An 18,076-nucleotide genomic window follows, 5' to 3' on the forward strand; every position below is an offset into this window, starting at 1 on the left:
TTCCGACAGTTTCACGGTGGCGGCCGTTCAGCGACCGCGACGCTTGGCGGCCATTGTCTCGCCGCACCAGCTTGGCGCGCCAGTCGCACAATGAAAAAGGCCCCGTGCGGGTCGGAATCCGCACGGGGCCGAAACACCAAAGGGGTGTTCGTTACAGCGGGCTGCGGCCCTTGCCTGCGGCAATGCGCATGCGCAGAGCGTTCAGCTTGATGAAGCCACCGGCATCGGCCTGGTTGTAGGCGCCGCCGTCTTCCTCGAAGGTCGCGATGTTCGCGTCGAACAGCGAGTCGTCGGACTTGCGGCCGACCACGATGACGTTGCCCTTGTACAGCTTCAGGCGCACGACACCGTTCACATTGACCTGCGAGGCGTCGATCATCTGTTGCAGCATCAGACGCTCGGGGCTCCACCAGAAGCCGTTGTAGATCAGGCTGGCGTATTTCGGCATCAGCTCGTCTTTCAGGTGCGCGACTTCGCGGTCGAGGGTGATCGACTCGATGGCGCGGTGGCCCTTGAGCATGATGGTGCCGCCGGGGGTCTCGTAGCAGCCGCGCGACTTCATGCCGACGAAGCGGTTCTCGACGATGTCGAGGCGGCCGATGCCGTTCTCGCCGCCGATGCGGTTCAGTTCGGCCAGCACTTGAGCCGGGGTCATGTCCTTGCCGTCGATGGCGACGATATCGCCCTTGCGGTAGGTCAGCTCGATGTAGGTCGGCTGGTCCGGCGCGTTTTCCGGGGACTTGGTCCAGCGCCACATGTCCTCTTCGTGCTCGGTCCAGGTGTCTTCCAGCACGCCGCCTTCATAGGAGATGTGCAGCAGGTTGGCATCCATGGAGTACGGCGATTTCTTCTTGCCGTGGCGCTCGATCGGGATGGCGTGCTTCTCGGCGTAGTCCATCAGCTTCTCGCGGGACAGCAGGTCCCACTCGCGCCAGGGAGCGATCACTTTCACGCCCGGCTTCAGCGCGTAGGCGCCCAGCTCGAAGCGAACCTGGTCGTTGCCCTTGCCGGTAGCGCCATGGGAGATGGCGTCGGCGCCGGTCGCGTTGGCGATCTCGATCAGACGCTTGGCGATCAGCGGGCGAGCGATGGAAGTACCCAGCAGGTACTCGCCTTCGTAGATGGTGTTGGCGCGGAACATCGGGTACACGAAGTCGCGGACGAACTCTTCGCGCAGGTCCTCGATGTAGATTTCCTTCACGCCCATTGCCTGGGCCTTGGCGCGAGCCGGCTCGACTTCTTCGCCTTGTCCCAGGTCAGCGGTGAAGGTCACCACTTCGCACTGATAAGTATCCTGCAGCCACTTCAGAATCACCGAGGTATCCAGGCCACCGGAATACGCCAGGACTACCTTCTTCACGTCCGCCATGCCATCACTCCACGGGGGGTTGTCACGAAAACCACCGATTCTACTGTCGCGCTGTAGGAAATTACAGAGGGGCGACAGCTTTAGACGACAACGCGACAGATTCTATCGAAGGTGCGACTAGGCGCCGCGGTTCGTCGCGCCCAGTCCAGGTGCCGGCGCAGCAGGTGCCTTGGCCGCAGACGCGGCGGGCGCTGCCGGTGCGACAGGCGGAGCAGCAGGGGCTGTCGGCGCTGCCGGTGGTGTGGCGGCGGGCGCTTCGGGCACCGCCTCGCGCGACAGATGGACGGTCACCCGGCGGTTGCGCGCGCGGTTGGCCTCCGAATTGTTCTTCACCAGCGGATAACTCTCGCCGTAGAAGCGCACGGTGATCTGGTTCTCCGGCACGCCATTGGCTTTCAGGTATTCCTGCACCGCAACCGCACGGCGCCGCGAGGCGTCGCGGTTGCTCAGGCGGTTGCCGCTGTTGTCGGAATGCCCGTCGAGCTCGATGCGGTTCACCGACGGATCGGCCTTCAGGTACTGGAGAATGATGTCGAGCTTGGCGCGGGCCAGCGGATCGAGCGCGTCACCGCCGCCGGGGAAGCCGACCTGGCTGGTGCGCACCTGGTCGAAGTTGACCGGCAGCATCTTCGCCGAGCAGTCCTGCAGTTGCGTGTAACCATCGGCGAAGCGTGTCGCCAGCAAGCGCACGCGCAAGTCCTGACCGGTGCCGCGCAGGCGCACTTCCGGACTGCGGCCTTCCAGCACGCCATCGAGCAGACGCCCGGCCTGCTGCTGGCTGCTGGTGAAAGGCACTTCGCCGGCAACCAGGGACACCGAGCCGAGGTTGATATCACCCTGACTCGGACGCCAGGGCGGCGCCGCCGCCAGCAGCGTCGCCGAACCGCCGCCGTACCAGTTGCGCTGCGGTTTGAGACGGAAGGTCGGGGACTCGCCCGCACGCCAGACGAACTCGCCGACGCCGAACCCGGCCACCTGTTGCGACAGACGGCACTCGAACTGATCGCCGGCGACCGTCCACTGCGCATTCTCCAGGCGCGTCTGGAAGGTCAGCCCCCAGGCCGGCAGGCTGGCGCAGAGGCCGAGCAGGAGAAGGTAGCGATGGCGCACGGGGGGCTCCGGGAAAAGCTGGAAAGTACCCAGGGGATATCGGACGGCCCCGGCAAAACTTGATAGCGAGTGCCGGGAGCGGGCTTTTCCGGTAGCATTTCCCCACTTTTTCCGCTGCAAACCGCCCCCCTGGAATTCCCATGTCCGACCGCCTGACCCTGCTGCGCCCCGACGACTGGCACATCCACCTGCGCGACGGCGCCGCCCTCGCCCAGACCGTCGGCGATGCCGCGCGCACCTTCGGCCGCGCCATCGTCATGCCCAACCTTGTTCCGCCCGTGCGCAACGCCGCCGAAGCCGACGCCTACCGCCAGCGCATCCTCGCTGCACGCCCGGCCGGCAGCCGCTTCGAGCCGCTGATGGTGCTCTACCTCACCGACCGCACCAGCGCCGAAGACGTGCGCGCGGCCAAGGCCAGTGGCTTCGTGCACGCCGCCAAGCTTTACCCGGCCGGTGCCACCACCAACTCCGATTCCGGCGTGACCAGCATCGACAACATCTTCCACGTCCTGGAAGCCATGGCCGAAGTCGGCCTGCCGCTGCTGGTGCACGGTGAAGTGACCCACGCCGAAATCGACGTGTTCGACCGCGAGAAGCGCTTCATCGACGAGCACATGACTCGCGTAGTCGCGCGCTTCCCGACCCTGAAAGTGGTCTTCGAGCACATCACCACCGGCGACGCCGCGCAGTTCGTCAAGGCCGCCCCGGCCAACGTCGGCGCCACCATCACCGCGCACCACTTGCTGTACAACCGCAACCACATGCTGGTCGGTGGCATTCGTCCGCACTTCTATTGCCTGCCGATCCTCAAGCGCAACGTGCACCAGGAAGCCCTGCTCGACGCCGCCACCAGCGGCAATCCGAAGTTCTTCCTCGGCACCGACTCGGCGCCGCACGCCCGTCACGCCAAGGAAGCCGCCTGCGGCTGCGCCGGCTGCTACACCGCGTACGCCGCCATCGAGATGTACGCCGAGGCATTCGAGCAGCGCAACGCGCTGGACAAGCTGGAAGCCTTCGCCAGCTTCCACGGCCCGGACTTCTACGGCCTGCCGCGCAACACTGACAGCATCACCCTGGTGCGCGAGGAATGGTCCGCTCCGACCAGCCTGCCCTTCGGCGACCACGAAGTGGTGCCGCTGCGCGCCGGCGAAAAACTGCGCTGGCGCCTGCTGGAGGCCGGCGCATGAGCGAAGAAGTCTACGAAGAAGAGTTCGACGGCAATTACCCGCCCGGCCCGCGCCACCCGATGGCGCGGCGCTTCCGTGGCTACCTGCCGGTAGTAGTCGACGTCGAGACCGGTGGCTTCAACGCCGCCACCGACGCCCTGCTGGAAATCGCCGCGGTGACCATCGGCATGGATGAGAGCGGGTTCCTGTTCCCGGAACACACCCACTTCTTCCGCGTCGAGCCTTTCGAAGGCGCCAACATCGAGCAGGCGGCCCTGGAATTCACCGGCATCAAGCTGGACCACCCACTGCGCATGGCGGTGGCCGAGGAACAGGCGCTCACCGAGATCTTCCGTGGCGTACGCAAGTCGCTGAAGGCCAACGGCTGCAAGCGCGCGATCCTGGTCGGCCACAACAGCAGCTTCGACCTCGGCTTCCTTAACGCCGCGGTGAACCGCACCGGTCTCAAGCGCAACCCGTTCCACCCGTTCTCCAGCTTCGACACCGCGACCCTGGCCGGCCTGGCCTATGGTCAAACGGTGCTGGCCAAGGCCTGCCAGGCCGCCGGCATGGAGTTCGACAACCGCGAGGCACACTCGGCGCGCTACGACACCGAGAAGACCGCCGAGCTGTTCTGCGGCATCGTCAACCGCTGGAAGGAATGCGGTGGCTGGATGGAAGACGAGGACTGATCCTCGCCTTCCTTTAATGCCCCCGACAAAGCCCCGCCCGCGCGGGGCTTTGTTTTTGCTTCCTGCTGACAACCGCAAAGAAAAAGCCCCGCCAAGCAGACTGTGTGAAAACCTAGCCGTCTGAGCACAAGCCAAAGACAATGCCCGTATCGATCGATACGGGCATTGTCGTTCATGGGCTATATCCGCGGTGAAGGGCGTGATCAGGGCAGCTTGTTTCCAGTGTCGCTGGATGAGTTGGTTCCCGAAGAACATCTGGTCCGCGTGATCGAGGCCTACGTGGCGCGGTTGGATTTGCAGCGGCTGGGCTTCAGCAAGGCGCAGGCGAGCCGGACGGGGCGCCCGGCCTATGATCCGGCCGACTTGCTCAAGCTGTACCTGTATGGCTACTTCCAGCGAATTCGCTCCTCGCGCCGACTGGAAGCCGAATGCCAGCGCAATGTCGAAGTGATGTGGCTGCTGGGTCGCCTGTCGCCGGACTTCAAGACCATTGCCGACTTCCGCAAGGACAATGGTTCGGCGTTTCAGGCGACCTGTCGTGCTTTCGTGCAGTTCTGCCGCCAGGTCGGGTTGCTCGGTGGTCAGTTGGTGGCCATCGATGGCAGCAAATTCCAGGCGGTGGCTTCACGGCGCAAGCACCTGAGCCTGGCGCGGCTCAAGCGTCAGCAAGCCAAGCTGGAGGCCGAGATAGCCCGCTATCTGAGCGACCTGGATGAAGCCGACCGCGCCGAAGCGGGCGATGGGGGCGACCGGTGTGCCGTGAAGACTGCGCTGGAGCAGTTGCAGGCTCAACACGCGGACAACCTGACCTGCCAGGTACTGATGCAGGCCCAGGGGCTCGAGCAGTTCGTGATCGGCGAGCCCGATGCCCAGTTGATGCGAACTCACCAGGGCGCGCGGGTCGCCTACAACGTGCAGAGTGCCGTCGATGACAAGCATTGCTTGGTGCTGCACCACGAGGTGACCCAGGATGGCAATGACACTCGCCAGTTGCAGCCGATGGCGGAAGCCGCTCAAGCCGTGCTGGAACAGGCGCAACTGACGGTCACGGCGGACGCCGGCTACTCCAATGGCGAGCAATTCCAGGCGTGCGAGGATGCAGGCATCAGCGCGTATGTGCCGCCGAATCGCGGCGTTAACAATCATGGCAACGGCACGGCGCTGTTCGATCGCAGCGCCTTTACCTACGACGTGGATCATGACCGCTATCAGTGCCCGGCAGGCCAGTGGCTCCCGCTCAAACAGGTACGAGGCACAGAGAGGCTTTATGCGATCGCCGGCGACTGCCGCGCTTGCCCTTTGAAGGCGCGTTGCACGAATAGCCAGCGTCGTCATCTCAGCCGTCATACCCATGAGTCAGCGTTCGAGCGCATGCAGCAACGCCTGAAGGCCCGGCCGGAGATGATGGCCAAGCGCCGGGCGATCGTCGAACACCCCTTCGGTAACCTGAAACAGTGGATATTCGGCAACGGCCGCTTCCTGCTGCGGCAGTTAGCGGGCGCCAGTACGGAAATGGCCCTGGCCGTGCAGGCCTACAACCTCAAACGCGCGATTCAGGTACTCGGCGCGCGTCGCCTGATCGAGTTGATGGGCTGATCCCTCCAAAAAAACAAACGCCCCGAACCAGTCGGGGCGTTTGTTTTGCCTTGCTCACAGCGTGTTTTCACACGGCCTGCAAGGCGGGGCTGTTTCACAAGCGGAACGCGGCTTACAGGTTACCGGCGTTCTCGGCCAGGTAGCTGGCAACGCCTTCCGGCGAGGCAGTCATACCCTTGTCGCCTTTCTTCCAGTTGGCCGGGCAGACTTCACCGTGCTCTTCGGTGAACTGCAGGGCGTCGACCAGACGCAGCAGCTCGTCCATGTTACGGCCCAGCGGTAGGTCGTTGACGATCTGCGAGCGCACTACGCCGTTCTGGTCGATCAGGAAGGCGCCACGGAAAGCTACGCCATCAGCGGACTCGACGTCGTAGTCCTTGGCGATGCTGTGGGTCATGTCGGCGGCCAGGGTGTACTTGACCGGGCCGATGCCGCCCTTGTCCACCGGGGTGTTACGCCAGGCGTTGTGGGTGAAGTGGGAGTCGATGGAAACGCCGATCACTTCCACGTTGCGCGCCTGGAAGTCCGGGATGCGGCGATCCAGGGCAATCAGCTCGGACGGGCAGACGAAGGTGAAGTCCAGCGGATAGAAGAACACCAGGCCGTACTTGCCCTTGATGGCGTCGGACAGACGGAAGCTTTCGACGATCTCGCCGCTGGCCAGTACAGCCGGTACGTTGAAGTCGGGCGCTTTCTTACCTACGAGTACGCTCATTCCATGTCTCCTTGAAGGGTGAGGTCGGAGTGGCCTGCAGTCCGTCGGCTGGCTTGCTGGAAGCCTTGCCGGGCGTGCTGCGCAGCCCTAAATTGGCCCGGCATCATACACCGCAGCTCCCGCCCGCGCCCAGTGGCAGCCGTCCCCTCCGCCACGCAAGTCCTTGTTTGAAAACGCTAATCGGTCTCCTTTGGAATACCCGACAAATGAACTTTGACAATCATTCTCATTAACATTAGTATCGCCACCAACAACCCATTACTTAGTAGTAGCCACCATGTACGTCTGCCTCTGCCAAGGTGTCACCGATACCCAGATCCGCGAAGCGATCTATGAAGGTTGCTGCAGCTACCGTGAAGTGCGCGACAGCACCGGCGTCGGCACCCAGTGCGGGAAATGCGCCTGCCTCGCCAAACAGGTGGTCCGCGAGACCCTGGGCGAGCTGCAAAGCACGCAGACGATGAACTACTCGCTGGCCTACGCTGCCAACTGATTCATGCCGATTAGGCATGAGCAAACGAAACCGGGCTCCAGCCCGGTTTTTTTGTGCCTGAATTTCAACGACTTATCGCTTAATCGCAGAGTGAAAGCATTCGTATTCATATTCCTTTTCATAACGAATTCAATCACTTACGTTTGACTTGAAGTTATAAGAGGACCACACTTTTCAACCTCCCCACCCCGCACGGCAGGACTCGGCATGAAAGGCGACAAGAAAGTCATCCAGCATCTGAACAAGGTCCTCGGTAACGAGCTGATCGCCATCAACCAGTATTTCCTGCACTCGCGCATGTGGAACGACTGGGGCCTGAAGCGCCTCGGCGCGCACGAGTACGAGGAGTCGATCGACGAGATGAAGCATGCGGACAAGCTCATCGAGCGCATCCTCTTCCTCGAAGGCCTGCCGAACCTCCAGGACCTGGGCAAGCTGCTGATTGGCGAGAACACACAGGAAATGCTGCAGTGCGACCTGAACCTCGAGCTCAAGGCGGCCAAGGACCTGCGCGACGCCATCGTCCATTGCGAAAGCGTGCATGACTACGTCAGCCGCGACCTGCTCAAGGACATCCTCGAGTCCGAGGAAGAGCACATCGACTACCTGGAAACCCAGCTCGGCCTGATCCAGAAGGTCGGCCTGGAGAACTACCTGCAGTCGCACATGCACGAAGACGACTGATATGCGAAGGGGCGCCATTTGGCGCCCCTTTTCTTTTCCTACCCCCTCTTTTCGGGGCGGCGCACCAGCCGCGCCTGCAGTACCAGCCCCGCGCAAAGCCCGATCACCACCAGCAGAGACAAACGCAGCCCCACGTGTTCGGCGAGGAAGCCGATCAGCGGTGGCCCCAGCAGCAATCCGCCGTAGCCGAACGACGCCACCGCAGCGACCCCACTAGAGGGTTCGACGCCAGGCCGATTACCTGCGGCGCCGATCAGAATCGGAACCACCACCGACAACCCCGCACCTACCAAAGCAAAGCCGGCGATCACACTGGCGACCCACGGGCTGAACAGCGCCAGCAGCATGCCCGCGCATGCCAGCAGCGCCAGCGTGCGCACCAGCGTCTCGTCAGCGAAACGCACCCGCAGGCGATCGCCGAACAGGCGCCCCATCACCATGGTCGCGGAGAACGCGGCAAAGCCCAGCGCAGCGACCCGCTCGGAGGCGCCCATCACCTGGTGCAAGAGCAACGCGCCCCAGTCGGCGACGGCGCCTTCGGATACGAAAGCGCACAGCGTCAGCAAGCCAAGACCGATCAAGGCCGGTGGCGGCAGGCGCCAGCCGCGTTGGGCTGGCGCCTCTTCCTCCTTGGGCTCGGGCCGACCTTCGAACAGGTGGCGAGCGAAGAACGGCAGGATCGCCACAGCAAGCACCGCCAGCAGCGTGAAGTGCCAGATCGGCGCCAGGCCAGCGAACGCAGCTGCGCCGACGGCACCTACAAGGCCGCCAAGGCTGTACATGCCATGCAGACCGGAGATGCACGGGCGCCCAAGGCGCCTCTCCACCTCGACGGCCTGGGTATTCATCGCCACGTCCATGGTCGCGAAGGTCAGGCCGACCAACAGCAGACCCGCTGCCAGGTACCAGACGTTCTGCGCCAGCCCCAGCAAGGGGAAGCACGCCATCAACGCCAGCCCAGAAGCAACGGTAATCGCCCGGCTGCCATAACGGCGCACCAGCGCTCCAGCGAAGACGAATGCCAGCAGCGCACCGAACCCTGCACCCAACAGGGCTTGGCCGAGCTCCTGCTCGTCCACGCCGGTCATGCTCTTGAGCGCCGGAACCCGTCCCATCAGGCTGCCATGCACCATTCCGCCCATGGCGAAGCAGTAGCCACACGCCCAGCGCGCCGCGTTGGCTCGCGATTGCTCGGTCATTTCAATCACCCCAAAAACAAAGCCCCGCCGGAGCGGGGCTTTGTGCGACAGCACGAAAGACTCAGGCGTTGGCCTTGCCTACGGCGTCTTTGATCAGCGGCTGCAGTTCGCCCTTCTCGAACATCTCGGCCAGGATGTCGCTACCGCCGACCAGCTCACCGCCCACCCACAGTTGCGGGAAGGTCGGCCAGTTGGCGTACTTGGGCAGGTTGGCGCGGATTTCCGGGTTCTGCAGGATGTCGACGTAGGCGAATTTCTCGCCGCAAGCCATCAGAACCTGTGCAGCACGGGCCGAGAAGCCGCACTGCGGAGCATTCGGCGAGCCCTTCATGTACAGCAGGACAGGGTTGTTGGCGATCTGCTCTTTGATGGTATCGATGATATCCATGAACTTCCTCGGCTGAACTATCAGATACTGATCCGACCCAGCGATGGCCGGCACGGTAGCGCGCATTGTACTGCAAAGCCGAGCGCTACGCTCGGCTTTGCCGAAAGCGCACTCAGGCGGCCTCCACCTCCACCGGCACGCCGTTCAGCGCGGCGTTTCCAGAGAGCGCGTCGAGGTAACGCTCGTCGGTGAGATCGTTCGCACTGGCGCCGCCCTGCTCCGCTGCGATGGACAACTGGACGCCCGGCCGGGCATGTCCCCAGCCATGCGGAAGGCTGACTACCCCCGCCATCACCTCGTCGCTGGCAGCCACTTCGACTTCGATGCTGCCGACGCGCGACCGCACCCGGACCCGCTGACCATCGACCAGGCCACGGTGCGCCAGGTCCTGCGGATGCATCAGCAGCTGATAGCGCGGCTTGCCCTTCACCAGGCGGTGATAGTTGTGCATCCAGGAGTTGTTGCTGCGCACGTGCCGCCGACCGATCAGCAGCAGTTGGCCGTCCGTCGGCGCCTGAGTGTCAGCGAAGCGCTTCAAGTCAGCCAGGAGCAGCTCCGGAGCCGCCTCCACTTTGCGGCTTGCTGTCTTCAGGCGCGCCGCCAGGTTCGGCCGCAGCGCCCCCAGGTCGAGGCCGTGCGGGTGCTCGCGCAGACGAGCCAGGTTGAGCTTGTGTTCGCTGGAATCACCATAGGGGCCGAAGCGCAGCCCCATATCGATCATCTGCTCCGGCGCCAGCGTCGGCTTCAGCTCTGCGCCAGTGCGCGCGGCATAGGCCTTGGCCAGCCCGACGAAAATCTCCCAGTCGTGCAGCGCACCGTCGGGCCTGGGCAGTACCGCCTCGTTGAAACGGGTGACATTGCGCACCGCGAACACGTTGAAAGTGGTGTCGTAGTGGTCGTGCTCCAGCGGCGCGGTCGGCGGCAGGATGAGGTCCGCGTAACGGGTCGTCTCGTTGATGTAGAGGTCGATGCTGAGCATGAACTCCAGCCCGTCCAGCGCCTGCTCCAGGCGTCGGCCATTGGGCGTGGAAAGCACCGGATTGCCGGCCACGGTGACCAGCGCGCGGATCTGCCCTTCCCCTTCGGTGAGCATCTCCTCGGCCAGCGCGGCGACCGGCAGCTCGCCGCCGTATTCCGGCAGACCGGACACCCGGCTCTGCCAGCGGTTGAAGGCGCCGCCGGAAGTGGTCGCCACCAGATCGACCGCCGGCGTCGTGCAGAGGCTGCCGCCGACCCGGTCGAGATTGCCGGTGACCAGGTTGATCAGTTGCACGAGCCACTGGCAGAGAGTGCCGAAGCGCTGGGTGGAGACGCCCATCCGTCCGTAGCACACCGCCTTGTCGGCGGCAGCGAAATCACGCGCCAGCTGACGGATCTCATCCGCCGGTACGCCACAACGCGGAGCCATGGCCTCGACGCCGAAAGGCGCCAGCGCCTCTCGCACTTCGTCCAAGCCTGCCGCAGGCAGATGGCTGTCACGGGTGAGCCCTTCGCTGAAGAGCACGTCGAGGATGCCGAGCAGCAGCGCGGCATCCTGGCCGGGGCGGACGAACAGGTGCTGGTCGGCAATGGTCGCGGTCTCGGTCCGCCGCGGGTCGACCACCACCAGGCGCCCGCCGCGCGCCTTCAGCGCTTTCAGGCGTTTTTCCACGTCCGGCACGGTCATGATGCTGCCGTTGGAAGCCAACGGATTGCCGCCGAGGATCAGCATGAAGTCGGTGTGGTCGATGTCTGGAATCGGGATCAGCAAGCCATGGCCGAACATCTGCAGGCTGACGAGGTGATGCGGCAGTTGGTCCACCGAAGTGGCGGAGTAGCGGTTACGCGTTTTCAGCAGGCCCAGGAAGTAGTTGCTGTGCGTCATCAACCCGTAGTTGTGCACGCTGGGATTGCCCTGGTACACGGCAACCGCGTTGTTGCCGTGGCGCTCACGAATGTCGGCCAGGCGCGTGGCGACCAGGTCGAATGCGTCATCCCAGGAGATTGCCTGCCATTCATTGCCAACCCGGCGCATGGGTTGGCGTAGTCGATCGGGGTCGTTCTGGATGTCCTGCAGCGCTACTGCCTTGGGGCAGATATGGCCGCGGCTGAAGCTGTCCTGGGCATCGCCCTTGATCGACAGGATCTGCTCGCCTTCTGTCTCGATGGTCAGGCCGCAGATGGCTTCGCACAGGTGGCATGCACGGTGGTGGAGGGTCTTGCTCATGGCTCGCCTCTTGTTGTTCCGCCGGCCTTCGAAGGCCAGTCGTTGCTCAGAAGACGAACTATGGAATGCCCGTGGGACTAACGCCACAAGCCTAAGCACAGTGAATCAGGGGATATAGGCGGGAAGTCGGGCCGGAATACAGCCGGCCCGCCAACCAGGGGAACGCGACCGGCTACGGGAGGGCGCCGGCCGCGACGACATCAGTGAATGCCGTTGATGTTGCCTTTGTTACCGGTGACCTTGACGTTGACCTTCTTGAACAGGAAGAAGTCCTGCACGGTGACCTCGTAGCGCGGGGCCACGATCAGGTCCGCGCCGGAGGTCTTGACCGCCTTGAAGGCCGCTGCGGACTTGGCGCTGGACACCGGGTCGAATGCATTCAGCATGGAGCCGCCATCGGAGCCGCCGTAGGTCACGCCATCGGCGAACTGGCTGTCGCCGCCGAGCTTGAGGAAACCGAAGAGGATGTTGATCGAGGACTGGCCGCTGATCGGCTCGCCTACCTTCACATCGGCCTTCAGATCGGTTTTCACCGAACCGTCGATCGGTGCGGTGGGCTGGTTGACGTTGTAGCTGGTGCAACCGCTGGCGGTCGCGATCACCGCGGCTACTACGGCGCTCATCCAGAGTTTCTTCATTGAATGCTTCTCCATTGACTGGCCACCGGAATCGATGGCGGCGAGAAGCTATCAATTACCCGCAACATCTCGATGTAGGCTCAATCGCCGAAAATCATCAGAAATTTCCTCCAGTTTCAGCCATACATTTAAATGGCAGCTGCGGCCATGACCCTGGTCATTTCCTGGGCTCGGCGCCGCCCCCGGGGCAAACTTGCGTGAATGCGTAATTTCCTTATAGGATCGCGCCCTCCCCCTAAATTTCCGCTGCATGCGGTCAGGCCGCAGGTTCAGTCCGTTTTTTCTCGAAAAGCCGGCCAGACCCTCGGTCGCAAACAGAGAATAAGTAGTAGGTACTGAATCATGAACGCTAGGCACTTCCTCTCGATGCTGGATTACACGACCGACGAACTCCTCGGTCTGATCCGCCGTGGCAGCGAGCTGAAGGACCTGCGCGATCGAGGCGTGCTCTACGAACCGCTGAAGAACCGTGTGCTGGGCATGATCTTCGAGAAGGCCTCGACGCGTACGCGTATCTCCTTCGAAGCCGGCATGATCCAGCTCGGCGGCCAGGCGATCTTCCTGTCCCCGCGCGACACCCAGCTGGGGCGTGGCGAGCCGATCGCCGATGCGGCGAAAGTGATGTCGCGGATGGTCGATGCGGTAATGATCCGCACCTTTGCCCACAGCAATCTCACCGAGTTCGCCGCCAACTCCCGCGTGCCGGTGATCAACGGCCTCTCCGACGACCTGCACCCGTGCCAGTTGCTGGCCGATATGCAGACGTTCCACGAGCACCGCGGCAGCATCGCCGGCAAGACGGTGGCCTGGATCGGCGACGGCAACAACATGTGCAACAGCTACATCGAGGCGGCCATTCGCTTCGACTTCCAGCTGCACGTGGCCTGCCCGGACGGCTACGAGCCCAATGCAGCGCTGCTGGCCCAGGCGGGCGAGCGTGTGCGCATCTTCCGCGACCCGCGCGAAGCCGTGGCCGGCGCGCACCTGGTGAGCACCGACGTCTGGGCTTCCATGGGCCAGGAAGACGAAGCGGCGGCGCGCCTGCGCACCTTCCGTCCGTACCAGGTGACCCGCGAACTGCTCGACCATGCCGCCGCGGACGTGCTGTTCATGCACTGCCTGCCGGCACACCGCGGCGAAGAAATCAGCGAAGACCTGCTGGACGACCCGCGTTCGGTCGCCTGGGACCAGGCCGAGAACCGACTGCACGCGCAGAAGGCCCTGCTTGAACTGCTGGTCGAACACGCCCACTACGCCTGACCCTCCATACCCTGCTCGACCGCACGGAGCCTGGCTCTCCGTGCGGCGCATCGCCTCGCCATGGAGCCAGCGGCGAGTAATTCTCATTCGCCGCGTGTAAACTCCCCGCCTCCGCTTTTGCTTACACGGCCTGCCCCATGACCACATCGCTGTTGCTCGAACTCAGAAACCTCTCCTGTGGCTATGGGCAACAACGCGTGGTGCAGGACGTCAGCCTGCACCTGAACGCCGGCGACATCGGTTGCCTGCTCGGCCCCTCGGGATGCGGCAAGACCACCACGCTACGTGCCATCGCCGGTTTCGAGCCGGTGATGGCTGGCGAGATCGGCCTGGCCGGCGAAGTCATTTCGCGCACCGGTTTCACCCTCGCACCGGAGAAGCGCCGCATCGGAATGGTGTTCCAGGACTACGCGCTGTTCCCCCACCTGACCGTGGAGGACAACGTCGCCTTCGGCATCCGCAAGCACCCCGAGCGCCAGCGCATCGTCCGGGAACTGCTGGAACTGGTGAAACTCGACAAGCTAGGCCGGCGCTACCCCCACGAGCTGTCCGGCGGCCAGCAGCAACGTGTGGCGCTGGCCCGCGCTCTGGCGCCCGAGCCGCTGTTGCTGCTGCTCGACGAACCCTTCTCCAACCTCGACGTGGAACTGCGCCGCAAGCTCAGCCACGAGGTGCGCGACATCCTCAAGGCGCGCGGTACCAGCGCGGTGCTGGTGACTCACGACCAGGAGGAAGCCTTCGCTGTAAGCGACCACGTCGGCGTGTTCAAGCAGGGTCATCTGGAGCAGTGGGACACGCCCTACAATCTCTACCACGAGCCGCAGACGCCCTTCGTCGCCAGCTTCATCGGCCAGGGCTACTTCATCCGCGGGCAGATGCTCGATCCGGAAAGCGTGCAGACCGAACTCGGCGTACTGCGCGGCAACCGCGCCTATGGACTGCCGGCCGGCAGTGCAGTGGATGTGCTGCTGCGCCCCGACGATCTCGTGCATGCTCCGCAAGGCCCGCTGAAGGCGCGGATCGTTGGCAAGTCTTTCCTTGGCGCGGCGACCCTGTACCGCCTGCAGCTACCCACGGGGACGCAGTTGGAATCCATCTTCCCCAGCCACGCCGACCACCAGCCGGGCGACGAGGTCGGCATCAGCGTCGCCGCCGACCATCTGGTGCTGTTCAAGGCCGAAGGCAGCGTGGCGGTAGACTCCCGCAGCTAACGCCTGCACCAGGACCTTTTCAGCCCCGACGCAGGGCGCCCGGCGTCAGTCCCAGGTGACGGCGCATTGCGGTGGTCAGCGCGCTCTGGCTGGAGAAACCGCATTCGCCGGCGACCCGCACCAGCGAGAGATCGCTTTCCCGTAGCAGCCGTGCGGCGCAGTCCAGGCGCAACTTGAGCAGGTATTGGTGCGGCGTCAGGCCAACGCTGTCCTTGAACTGCGCGTGGAAATGGCTGGGGCTCAGGCAGGCGAGCTGAGCCAACTCGGCAATGCAGATGCGCCGACCAAGGTTGGCCCGCATATGCGCATCCAGGCGCTGCAGATCCAACGGGCCGCCAGGTTCCGGCGCCCGTTCGTCAATCAGCCGAAGATGCAGGGCCCGGATCAGCGCGCCACCCAAGGCGCGCGCCAAAAGCGGATCACGGCCATGGCGTTCGAGCTCTGCGCCAGCGCAGCCGAGCAGGCTCTGCAGATCGGCGTCCAGGGTCGGATAGCGCGGCCTGTCGAATAGCCGGGCCAGCATTTCGCGCTCTTCGTCGGCGCCGTCCTGCGGGTCGAGATCGACGATCAGCATGCGGTTGTCGCCAACGCCGGCGAACGCATGCCCAGCCTCGCCGGGAACCAGGCAGGCGCGCATCGGGCAGACCTCGCCGCCCTTCCCGTCCACTTCGAACGCGGCACGCCCGGCCAGCGACATCACCAGCTGGTGATGCACGTGAGCGTGGGCGTGAGACTGCTCTGACAATTGAGCGACGCGGGTTTCCAGCATGGCGGACGGCTTCGCGGGTTGGGCGCGCACTCTAACGGAGATAGCCGGACCTGCCCAGCGGCCGTCGTCCATACGACATCTTTGGCAACAGCGGCGTCGGAACAGGCATTGAAAGGCGTCGGAGGATTCCCCATCTAGACTGTCATGTTCAATCAGTCAGGTGCCTCATGAGCGACCACGACGAGATTCACGACATTCACAGCGCCGAGGAGGTCAACGCCACCAGCCTGGCGCTGCCCGGCCAGAATCTGCCGACCACCGTCTACGTCATCCCGATCCATAACCGCCCGTTCTTCCCGGCCCAGGTGCTGCCGGTGATCGTCAACGAAGAACCCTGGGCGGAAACCCTGGAGCTGGTGGCCAAGACCGACCACCACAGCCTGGCGCTGTTCTTCATGGACAATCCGCCGGAAGACCCGCGCCACTTCGATCCGAACACCCTGCCCGAGCACGGCACCCTGGTGCGCGTGCACCACGCCAGCCGCGAGGGCGGCAAGCTGCAGTTCGTCGCCCAGGGCCTGTCGCGTGTGCGCATCCGCGGCTGGATCAAGCGCCACCGCCCGCCCTTCCTGGTCGAAGTGGACTATCCGCACACCCCCGCCGACGCCAGCGACGAGGTCAAGGCCTACGGCATGGCGCTGATCAACGCGATCAAGGAACTGCTGCCGCTCAACCCGCTGTACAGCGAAGAGCTGAAGAACTACCTGAACCGCTTCAACCCCAACGACCCGTCGCCGCTCACCGACTTCGCCGCCGCCCTGACCACCGCGCCGGGCAGCGAGTTGCAGGAGGTGCTGGACACGGTGCCGATGCTCAAGCGGATGGAGAAGGTCCTGCCGCTGCTGCGCAAGGAAGTGGAGGTGGCGCGCCTGCAGAAGGAGCTGTCCGCCGAGGTCAATCGCAAGATCGGCGAGCGCCAGCGCGAGTTCTTCCTCAAGGAACAGCTCAAGACCATCCAGCAGGAACTGGGCATCACCAAGGACGACAAGAGCGCCGATGCGGACGAGTTCCGCGCCCGCCTGGACGGCAAGATCCTCCCCGAACAGGCGCGCAAGCGCATCGATGAGGAGCTCAACAAACTATCGATCCTCGAGAGCGGCTCGCCGGAATACGCGGTTACCCGCAACTACCTCGACTGGGCCACCTCGGTGCCCTGGGGCGTACTGGGCAAGGACAAGCTCGACCTCAAGCATGCGCGCAAGGTGCTCGACCGCCATCATTCGGGCCTGGAAGACGTCAAGGATCGCATCCTCGAATTCCTCGCCGTAGGTGCCTTCAAGGGCGAGATCGCCGGCTCCATCGTGCTGCTGGTCGGCCCGCCGGGCGTGGGCAAGACCAGTATCGGCAAGTCCATCGCCGAGAGCCTTGGCCGGCCGTTCTACCGCTTCAGCGTCGGCGGCATGCGCGATGAGGCCGAGATCAAGGGCCACCGCCGCACCTACATAGGCGCCCTGCCCGGCAAGCTGGTGCAGGCGCTGAAGGACGTCGAGGTGATGAACCCGGTGATCATGCTCGACGAGATCGACAAGCTCGGCGCCAGCTACCAGGGCGACCCGGCCTCGGCGCTGCTGGAAACCCTCGATCCCGAGCAGAACGTCGAGTTCCTCGATCACTACCTGGACCTGCGCCTGGACCTGTCCAAGGTGCTCTTCGTCTGCACGGCGAACACCCTGGATTCGATTCCAGGGCCGCTGCTCGACCGCATGGAAGTGATCCGCCTCTCCGGCTACATCGGCGAGGAGAAGCTGGCCATCGCCAAGCGCCACCTGTGGCCCAAGCAGCTGGAGAAGGCCGGCGTGCCGAAGAGCCGCCTGTCGATCAACGACGCAGCCCTGCGCGCGGTGATCGAGGGCTATGCCCGCGAAGCCGGCGTGCGCCAGCTGGAGAAGCAGCTCGGCAAGCTGGTGCGCAAGTCGGTGGTGAAACTGCTGGAAGATCCCGAGGCGACGGTGAAGATCGGCGCCAAGGACCTGGAGGATTACCTGGGCATGCCGGTGTTCCGCACCGAGCAGCTGCTCTCGGGCATCGGTGTGATCACTGGGCTGGCCTGGACCAGCATGGGCGGCGCGACGCTGCCGATCGAAGCGACGCGTATCCACACGCTCAACCGCGGCTTCAAGCTCACCGGCCAATTGGGCGATGTGATGAAGGAATCGGCGGAGATCGCCTACAGCTACGTCACCGCCAACCTGAAGAAATACGGCGGCGACCCGAGCTTCTTCGACCAGGCTTTCGTCCACCTGCACGTGCCCGAGGGCGCCACGCCCAAGGATGGCCCGAGCGCCGGCATCACCATGGCCAGTGCCCTGCTCTCCCTGGCGCGCAACCAGGCGCCGAAGAAAGGCGTGGCCATGACCGGCGAGCTGACTCTCACCGGCCAGGTACTGCCGATCGGAGGGGTTCGCGAGAAGGTGATCGCGGCGCGTCGGCAGAAGATCCATGAGCTGATCCTCCCGGAAGCCAACCGCGGCGACTTCGCGGAACTGCCGGACTACCTCAAGGAAGACCTGACCGTGCACTTCGCCCGGCGCTTCATCGATGTGGCCAAGGTGCTGTTCCCGGCCTGACCGCCAGCCCCGC

General features: G+C 64.2%; 16 protein-coding genes. 8 read left to right on the top strand and 8 right to left on the bottom strand.

Features of this window, described 5'->3' with window-relative positions:
• Window positions 1-151: 151 nt before the first annotated feature.
• Window positions 152-1,369 carry an argininosuccinate synthase gene (locus tag ACA097_RS05670; protein WP_043250280.1) on the bottom strand — a complete coding sequence of 406 codons (1,218 nt, stop codon included), beginning with the start codon at window positions 1,367-1,369 and terminating at the stop codon, window positions 152-154.
• A 117-nt stretch (window positions 1,370-1,486) separates the two neighbouring features.
• Window positions 1,487-2,479, bottom strand: coding sequence for an OmpA family protein (locus ACA097_RS05675; protein ID WP_371369043.1), 993 nt, complete (start codon window positions 2,477-2,479; stop codon window positions 1,487-1,489).
• 140 nt (window positions 2,480-2,619) lie between these two features.
• Between ACA097_RS05675 and pyrC the strand changes: the two genes are divergently transcribed.
• The 3 genes from pyrC to ACA097_RS05690 all read left to right on the top strand — a co-directional run bounded on the left by pyrC (window position 2,620) and on the right by ACA097_RS05690 (window position 5,933).
• Entirely contained in the window at window positions 2,620-3,666 is a 1,047-nt protein-coding gene (pyrC, locus tag ACA097_RS05680) for a dihydroorotase (RefSeq protein WP_371369045.1), read from the top strand.
• Window positions 3,663-4,337: a ribonuclease T gene (gene rnt / locus ACA097_RS05685; protein ID WP_043250277.1), complete on the top strand. Its 675-nt coding sequence runs from the start codon at window positions 3,663-3,665 to the stop codon at window positions 4,335-4,337. The genes pyrC and rnt overlap by 4 nt, the downstream gene beginning before the upstream one ends.
• Window positions 4,338-4,511: 174 nt before the next feature.
• On the top strand, window positions 4,512-5,933 hold the full coding sequence (locus tag ACA097_RS05690; protein ID WP_371366310.1) for an IS1182 family transposase: 1,422 nt from the start codon (window positions 4,512-4,514) through the stop codon (window positions 5,931-5,933).
• A gap of 112 nt (window positions 5,934-6,045) precedes the next feature.
• On the opposite strand, the gene ACA097_RS05695 is transcribed toward ACA097_RS05690, so the two are convergent.
• On the bottom strand, window positions 6,046-6,648 hold the full coding sequence (locus ACA097_RS05695; RefSeq protein WP_043250276.1) for a peroxiredoxin: 603 nt from the start codon (window positions 6,646-6,648) through the stop codon (window positions 6,046-6,048).
• A gap of 277 nt (window positions 6,649-6,925) precedes the next feature.
• Between ACA097_RS05695 and ACA097_RS05700 the strand changes: the two genes are divergently transcribed.
• Together ACA097_RS05700 and bfrB are read left to right on the top strand one after the other, a co-directional pair.
• Complete coding sequence (locus ACA097_RS05700) at window positions 6,926-7,141, top strand: bacterioferritin-associated ferredoxin (RefSeq protein WP_043250275.1); 216 nt, start codon at window positions 6,926-6,928, stop codon at window positions 7,139-7,141.
• A gap of 207 nt (window positions 7,142-7,348) precedes the next feature.
• Window positions 7,349-7,825: a bacterioferritin BfrB gene (gene bfrB / locus ACA097_RS05705; protein WP_043250274.1), complete on the top strand. Its 477-nt coding sequence runs from the start codon at window positions 7,349-7,351 to the stop codon at window positions 7,823-7,825.
• Between the two features lie 38 nt (window positions 7,826-7,863).
• Here bfrB and ACA097_RS05710 read toward each other — a convergent pair whose 3' ends face one another.
• From ACA097_RS05710 to ACA097_RS05725, 4 genes are all read right to left on the bottom strand, one after another.
• Entirely contained in the window at window positions 7,864-9,024 is a 1,161-nt protein-coding gene (locus tag ACA097_RS05710) for an MFS transporter (protein ID WP_371369048.1), read from the bottom strand.
• A 61-nt stretch (window positions 9,025-9,085) separates the two neighbouring features.
• Window positions 9,086-9,412 (bottom strand): Grx4 family monothiol glutaredoxin, encoded by a 327-nt coding sequence (gene grxD, locus ACA097_RS05715; RefSeq protein WP_043250272.1) that lies wholly within the window; start codon window positions 9,410-9,412, stop codon window positions 9,086-9,088.
• A gap of 112 nt (window positions 9,413-9,524) precedes the next feature.
• The gene (locus ACA097_RS05720) at window positions 9,525-11,618 is read right to left on the bottom strand and encodes a molybdopterin oxidoreductase family protein (RefSeq protein ID WP_371369051.1); all 2,094 of its coding nucleotides are present in this window, start codon (window positions 11,616-11,618) and stop codon (window positions 9,525-9,527) included.
• Window positions 11,619-11,818: 200 nt separating this feature from the next.
• Window positions 11,819-12,256: a hypothetical protein gene (locus ACA097_RS05725; protein ID WP_043250270.1), complete on the bottom strand. Its 438-nt coding sequence runs from the start codon at window positions 12,254-12,256 to the stop codon at window positions 11,819-11,821.
• A gap of 342 nt (window positions 12,257-12,598) precedes the next feature.
• Here ACA097_RS05725 and argF point away from each other — a divergent pair, with 342 nt between their 5' ends.
• Window positions 12,599-13,516 (top strand): ornithine carbamoyltransferase, encoded by a 918-nt coding sequence (gene argF, locus ACA097_RS05730; protein ID WP_043250268.1) that lies wholly within the window; start codon window positions 12,599-12,601, stop codon window positions 13,514-13,516.
• 137 nt (window positions 13,517-13,653) lie between these two features.
• Entirely contained in the window at window positions 13,654-14,727 is a 1,074-nt protein-coding gene (locus ACA097_RS05735; RefSeq protein ID WP_371369055.1) for an ABC transporter ATP-binding protein, read from the top strand.
• Between the two features lie 19 nt (window positions 14,728-14,746).
• On the opposite strand, the gene ACA097_RS05740 is transcribed toward ACA097_RS05735, so the two are convergent.
• Window positions 14,747-15,496, bottom strand: a complete 750-nt coding sequence (locus ACA097_RS05740) for an AraC family transcriptional regulator (protein ID WP_043250263.1) — start codon at window positions 15,494-15,496, stop codon at window positions 14,747-14,749.
• A 167-nt stretch (window positions 15,497-15,663) separates the two neighbouring features.
• Between ACA097_RS05740 and lon the strand changes: the two genes are divergently transcribed.
• On the top strand, window positions 15,664-18,063 hold the full coding sequence (gene lon / locus ACA097_RS05745) for an endopeptidase La (RefSeq protein ID WP_043250261.1): 2,400 nt from the start codon (window positions 15,664-15,666) through the stop codon (window positions 18,061-18,063).
• Window positions 18,064-18,076: the final 13 nt, after the last annotated feature.

This window comes from Pseudomonas sp. QL9, from assembly GCF_041409665.1.
GTDB lineage: Bacteria > Pseudomonadota > Gammaproteobacteria > Pseudomonadales > Pseudomonadaceae > Pseudomonas > Pseudomonas knackmussii.

What these genes read in the sequence shown, in the direction of transcription:
- ACA097_RS05670 (WP_043250280.1), bottom strand. Translation starts at nt 1,369, where the DNA reads ATGGCGGACGTGAAGAAGGTAGTCCTGGCGTATTCCGGTGGCCTGGAT.
- pyrC (WP_371369045.1), top strand. Translation starts at nt 2,620, where the DNA reads ATGTCCGACCGCCTGACCCTGCTGCGCCCCGACGACTGGCACATCCAC.
- rnt (WP_043250277.1), top strand. Translation starts at nt 3,663, where the DNA reads ATGAGCGAAGAAGTCTACGAAGAAGAGTTCGACGGCAATTACCCGCCC.
- ACA097_RS05690 (WP_371366310.1), top strand. Translation starts at nt 4,512, where the DNA reads ATGGGCTATATCCGCGGTGAAGGGCGTGATCAGGGCAGCTTGTTTCCA.
- ACA097_RS05695 (WP_043250276.1), bottom strand. Translation starts at nt 6,648, where the DNA reads ATGAGCGTACTCGTAGGTAAGAAAGCGCCCGACTTCAACGTACCGGCT.
- ACA097_RS05700 (WP_043250275.1), top strand. Translation starts at nt 6,926, where the DNA reads ATGTACGTCTGCCTCTGCCAAGGTGTCACCGATACCCAGATCCGCGAA.
- bfrB (WP_043250274.1), top strand. Translation starts at nt 7,349, where the DNA reads ATGAAAGGCGACAAGAAAGTCATCCAGCATCTGAACAAGGTCCTCGGT.
- ACA097_RS05710 (WP_371369048.1), bottom strand. Translation starts at nt 9,024, where the DNA reads ATGACCGAGCAATCGCGAGCCAACGCGGCGCGCTGGGCGTGTGGCTAC.
- grxD (WP_043250272.1), bottom strand. Translation starts at nt 9,412, where the DNA reads ATGGATATCATCGATACCATCAAAGAGCAGATCGCCAACAACCCTGTC.
- ACA097_RS05720 (WP_371369051.1), bottom strand. Translation starts at nt 11,618, where the DNA reads ATGAGCAAGACCCTCCACCACCGTGCATGCCACCTGTGCGAAGCCATC.
- ACA097_RS05725 (WP_043250270.1), bottom strand. Translation starts at nt 12,256, where the DNA reads ATGAAGAAACTCTGGATGAGCGCCGTAGTAGCCGCGGTGATCGCGACC.
- argF (WP_043250268.1), top strand. Translation starts at nt 12,599, where the DNA reads ATGAACGCTAGGCACTTCCTCTCGATGCTGGATTACACGACCGACGAA.
- ACA097_RS05735 (WP_371369055.1), top strand. Translation starts at nt 13,654, where the DNA reads ATGACCACATCGCTGTTGCTCGAACTCAGAAACCTCTCCTGTGGCTAT.
- ACA097_RS05740 (WP_043250263.1), bottom strand. Translation starts at nt 15,496, where the DNA reads ATGCTGGAAACCCGCGTCGCTCAATTGTCAGAGCAGTCTCACGCCCAC.
- lon (WP_043250261.1), top strand. Translation starts at nt 15,664, where the DNA reads ATGAGCGACCACGACGAGATTCACGACATTCACAGCGCCGAGGAGGTC.